The 4,424-nt window shown below is 59.5% G+C and carries 5 protein-coding genes; 4 read left to right on the top strand and 1 reads right to left on the bottom strand.

Annotated elements, in window-relative coordinates; translation table 11 throughout:
• The coding region (locus tag Q0239_RS01160; RefSeq protein WP_298597083.1) for an alkene reductase at positions 1-747 on the bottom strand (747 nt) is incomplete at its 3' end.
• A gap of 75 nt (positions 748-822) precedes the next feature.
• Between Q0239_RS01160 and Q0239_RS01155 the strand changes: the two genes are divergently transcribed.
• The 4 genes from Q0239_RS01155 to Q0239_RS01140 all read left to right on the top strand — a co-directional run.
• A complete protein-coding gene (locus Q0239_RS01155) occupies positions 823-1,710 on the top strand; it encodes a DMT family transporter (RefSeq protein ID WP_298597080.1) in 888 nt (295 codons plus the stop codon).
• Complete coding sequence (locus Q0239_RS01150; RefSeq protein ID WP_298597077.1) at positions 1,711-2,388, top strand: COQ9 family protein; 678 nt, start codon at positions 1,711-1,713, stop codon at positions 2,386-2,388.
• Between the two features lie 44 nt (positions 2,389-2,432).
• Positions 2,433-2,675 (top strand): FeoA family protein, encoded by a 243-nt coding sequence (locus Q0239_RS01145; protein WP_298597074.1) that lies wholly within the window; start codon positions 2,433-2,435, stop codon positions 2,673-2,675.
• Positions 2,672-4,424: ferrous iron transporter B (locus Q0239_RS01140; protein WP_298597071.1), on the top strand; the 1,753-nt coding region annotated here is incomplete at its 3' end. The genes Q0239_RS01145 and Q0239_RS01140, both read left to right, overlap by 4 nt.

Below are 4,424 nucleotides of genomic sequence, written 5' to 3'. Positions count from 1 at the left end.
TGCGGCGGTGAAAAGGCCGACGGGATCGGTGTCGTCGCAACCTTGCGTCTCGCCGTTGGGCGAGAGGCGTACAGAGGTGCGATCCGCACCTACGGCATCGGACACAGCCTGAGCTACTTCGGTGGTCAGGCGGATGCGGTTTTCAATCGAGCCGCCATAGTCGTCGTCACGCAGATTGGAATTGCCGCGCAGGAACTGGTCGAGCAAATAGCCATTGGCGCTGTGGATCTGAACGCCGTCAAATCCTGCCGCCATCGCATTCTTTGCCGCATGGACATAATCGCCTATGACACGCGGGATTTCATCGAGGCGCAGCGGGCGCGCCTCGACATAATCCTTCTTCCCTGTCGGGGTATGGGCATAGCCAGGCGCCGTCGTTGCCGAAGCCGAAACCGGTTGTGCACCGCCGAGGAAATCGGGGTGTACAAGGCGGCCCATATGCCAAAGCTGCAAGATGATGCGGCCATCGGCCTTATGCACGGCTTCGGTCACCGGCTTCCACGCCTCAACCTGTTCGGTGGACCAGATGCCGGGGGCTGCAGGCCAGCCCGAGCCTTCTTGAGTGATGCCGGTCGCTTCGGCGATGATCAGGCCAGCAGTGGCTCGCTGGGCATAATAATCTGCCTTCAGCGCGCTGATTGGCACATGCACCCCTTCGCTTCGCCCGCGCGTCAGCGGAGCCATTAAAATGCGGTTGGGGGCGTGGATCGCGCCGAGCTGGATCGGATCAAAAAGGCTTGTGGTCATGAATGCTTGCTTTCCCTATTGGCGTTGCTTGCTGTGTAACATGCGGATACGGGTTGCAAATTGCAACGGGGGTTTATGTCGGACAAGCAAATCTTTCAGAAGGCCCCTGCGCTTGCCTTCGCCGCGTTGATCGCGGGTAATGTTTGCATAGCATTCGGTCCGTTGCTCGTGCGGCTGGCCGATACCGGGCCGATCGCCACCGGATTTTGGCGCTTGGCGTTGGCGACGCCGTTTTTGGCCTTTATCGGTTATCGTGCAGGCTTCCGGATCCAGTCGATGCCCAAGGGTTTGCTGGGGCTAGTGCTGCTCGCAGGTTTCTTCTTTGCGGTAGATATCGTCGCCTGGCATATCGGCATCTTCAAAACCAAGCTTGGCAATGCGACGCTGCTGGCCAACTGCGCCAGTCTGCTCTTGGCGATCTACGGCATTTTCCTTGCACGCAAATTGCCGCCGCCAATGCAGGCTGCAGCAATCCTGCTCGCTTTTGCCGGGGCAGCCCTGCTGATGGGGCAGAGTTTTGAAATCTCACCCGAGCACTTTGAGGGGGACTGGCTGAGCTTGCTCGCCGGGCTCTTCTATACCTTTTACCTTTTGGCGATGATCCGGGTGCGCGAAAGCACCGAGAGCTGGTCCTCGCTGGCGCTGGCATCGGGTTCTGCGGCTTTGTTTCTTTTGCCTGTCGCATGGTTTGCGGGCGAGCAAATATTACCCGGAAACTGGACGCCGCTTATCATCCTCGCTTTGTCTAGCCAGGTGCTGGGGCAAGGCTTCCTGACCTACGCCCTGCCGCATTTCAGCCCGCTCATCATCGGGCTGGCCTTATTGCTGCAGCCTGCGCTGTCGGCATTTGCAGGATGGGCAGCTTTTGACGAAGCCCTCACCCCGCTCGACTATGTTGGCGGAGCGATGGTGATGGCGGCTCTCGTGCTTGTGCGCCTTGCCGAAGCGCGGCCAAAGGCCTAGATGTTATCCATGGCTTCTTCGCCGCTTCCCGCTGATCCGACGCTCGATGAAATCCGCGAGGCTGTCGCTCCGCGTTTAGCAGCACATGCAGCCTTTGATGGCTGGAACGATATAGCTGTTGAGGCCGCCGCTGTTGAGGTCGGTGTTGATCCCGATCTGGCCGGATTGTCGCTGAAGGGCGGACCGATGGCATTGATCGAGGCTTGGATTGGTTCGGTCGATGCGGAAATGGCGCGCCGCCTGCCACCCGAAAAACTTGCTGCGATGAAAATTCGTGAACGGATAACTGCTCTCGTCGCCACCCGACTCGAAATCGCTGCTCCCGATCGCGAAGGCCAGCGCCGGGCAATGGCAATAATGGCGATGCCGCAAAATCTCGCCACCGCTACACGCGTCGGTTGGCGCAGTGCAGACCGGATGTGGCGATTGGCCGGCGATACCGCGACCGATTTCAACCATTATACCAAACGAATGACGCTCTCGGCGGTCTATGCGTCGACACTGGCGGTGTTCGTCAATGACGAAAGCGAAGGTTTTGCCGAAACGCGGGCGTTCCTCGACCGGCGCATCGAAAATGTGATGCAGTTCGAAAAGGCCAAGGCGCAGGCTAAGAAACGGCGTGAATATATGCCCAGCCTGTCGCGCTTCATCGGACGTTTGCGTTATCCGCCGCGTTAGATATTGCACTTGCCTTTATTGCGAAACATTATCAAAAAGCGCTCGTGAATCTCGACACCCTCCCTATTCGCGCTTCGGCCCGCATCACTTCGATTGACTGGACAGCAATTCCGGAAACCGAAGGGCATCGCTTGCGTTCGCTGGGCTTTGACGCCGGGGTGACGGTGGAGGCGCTGCACAAGGGCATATTGTTTTGGCGCGATCCCATCGCTGTTCGCATCGGCCGCATGACGGTTGCACTGCGTCGCAAAGTTGCCATCGCCATCAGCTGTGAGCAGGACACATGACCGAAGCGGTTCCCTTGGTCGCTTTGGTCGGCAATCCCAATGCCGGGAAAAGCGCATTGTTCAACGCGCTTACCGGCGCACGCCAAAAAATCGCAAACTATCCCGGCGTCACGGTTGAGCGCAAATCAGGGCGGTCTTCTTTTGCCGACGGACGTCCGGTCGAACTGATCGATCTTCCCGGCGCCTATAGCCTGGAACCCGATAGCCTCGACGAAGCGGTAACCCGTGATGTCGTGCTAGGGCGATTTGAGGGGCAGCGCCGGCCGGATGCGCTGATCGTCGTCGTCGATGCCGGTAATCTCGACAACCATCTGCGCTTTGCGCTCGAACTGATCGGGCAGGACCTCCCCACCGTAGTCGCACTCAACATGGTCGATCTCGCTTCACGCGATGGGCTGGAGCTTGATGCACAGAAACTCGCACTTGCCTTGGGCGTGCCGGTGGTGCCGACCGTTGCGGTGCGCAAACGCGGGCTCGATGCACTACTCGACGAGCTTGCGCAGGAATTGAGCACGCACATTGATGCGCCGGAGGTACCGCAAGGACGCGCTGAAATCACCAAGCGGGCGCATGAAATTTCGCGCGCCGCAATCGTCAGCGAAACACAAGGGCGGCAGTGGACGCGGCGGCTCGACAATGTCCTGTTGCATCCTGTTGGCGGCATAGTCGTCTTGCTCGCTTTGCTGTTTGTGATGTTCCAGGCGGTCTACGCTTGGTCAGAGGCGCCGATCGGCTGGATCGAAACTGGTTTTGCGATACTGACTGATGCAATAAGCGGGGTGTTGCCCGACAATATTTTCCGGTCGTTCCTGACCGACGGCGTTATCGCCGGTGTCGGCGCGGTAGTCGTTTTCCTGCCGCAGATATTGATCCTCTTCCTCTTCATCCTTCTGCTCGAGGCGTCAGGTTATATGACGCGCGCCGCCTTTGTGATGGATCGGATGATGGCGGCGGTCGGCCTGTCCGGGCACAGCTTCATTCCGCTGCTGTCCTCCTTTGCTTGCGCCATTCCCGGCATCATGGCGACCCGGTCGATCATGGATCAGAAGGAGCGGCTGGCGACAATTCTAATTGCGCCGCTGATGACCTGCTCGGCGCGCTTGCCCGTGTACACGGTGATCATCGGCGCCTTCATTCCTTCGGCCGCTGTCGGCCCCGGCATCGGCCTGCAAGGGCTGGTGCTGTTTGCGCTCTACATATTGGGCATTGTCGGCGCGATGCTGGCCGCCGCGGTCATCCAGCGCTTTGTGACGCAAAGCCGCGGGGGCAGCTTCCTCATCGAAATGCCGCGCTATCAACTGCCGCGGATCCTAGATATCGCGCTGGGACTATGGCAGCGCGCGCTGGTCTTTCTCCGCCGCGCGGGTACGATCATTTTCGTTGCCACCATCGTCCTCTGGGCATTGCTCAGCTTCCCCACGGTTCCGGTTGGCAGCAGCGAGAGCCAGGTCGAATATTCGGCGGCTGGCCGTATCGCTTCGGTCATCGAACCGGCAGTAGAGCCCATAGGCTTCAACCACGACATTGCGCTTGCCATCATCCCGGCCATGGCCGCGCGCGAGGTTGCCGTTTCAGCACTCGCTACCGCTTATGCCATTGATGCCGATGATGAAGAGGAGCAGGCGTCGAGCCTTGGGATGAAGCTGGCGGGGAATTGGTCGCTGGCAACTGCGCTTGCGTTCCTCGCCTGGTTCGTCTTTGCACCGCAATGCATCTCGACCATCGCTGTCACGCGGCGCGAGACTAATG

The organism is uncultured Sphingorhabdus sp. (assembly GCF_937872355.1).
Taxonomy (GTDB): Bacteria; Pseudomonadota; Alphaproteobacteria; order Sphingomonadales; family Sphingomonadaceae; genus Sphingorhabdus_B.
This window is presented reverse-complemented; position numbering and strand designations above follow the sequence as displayed.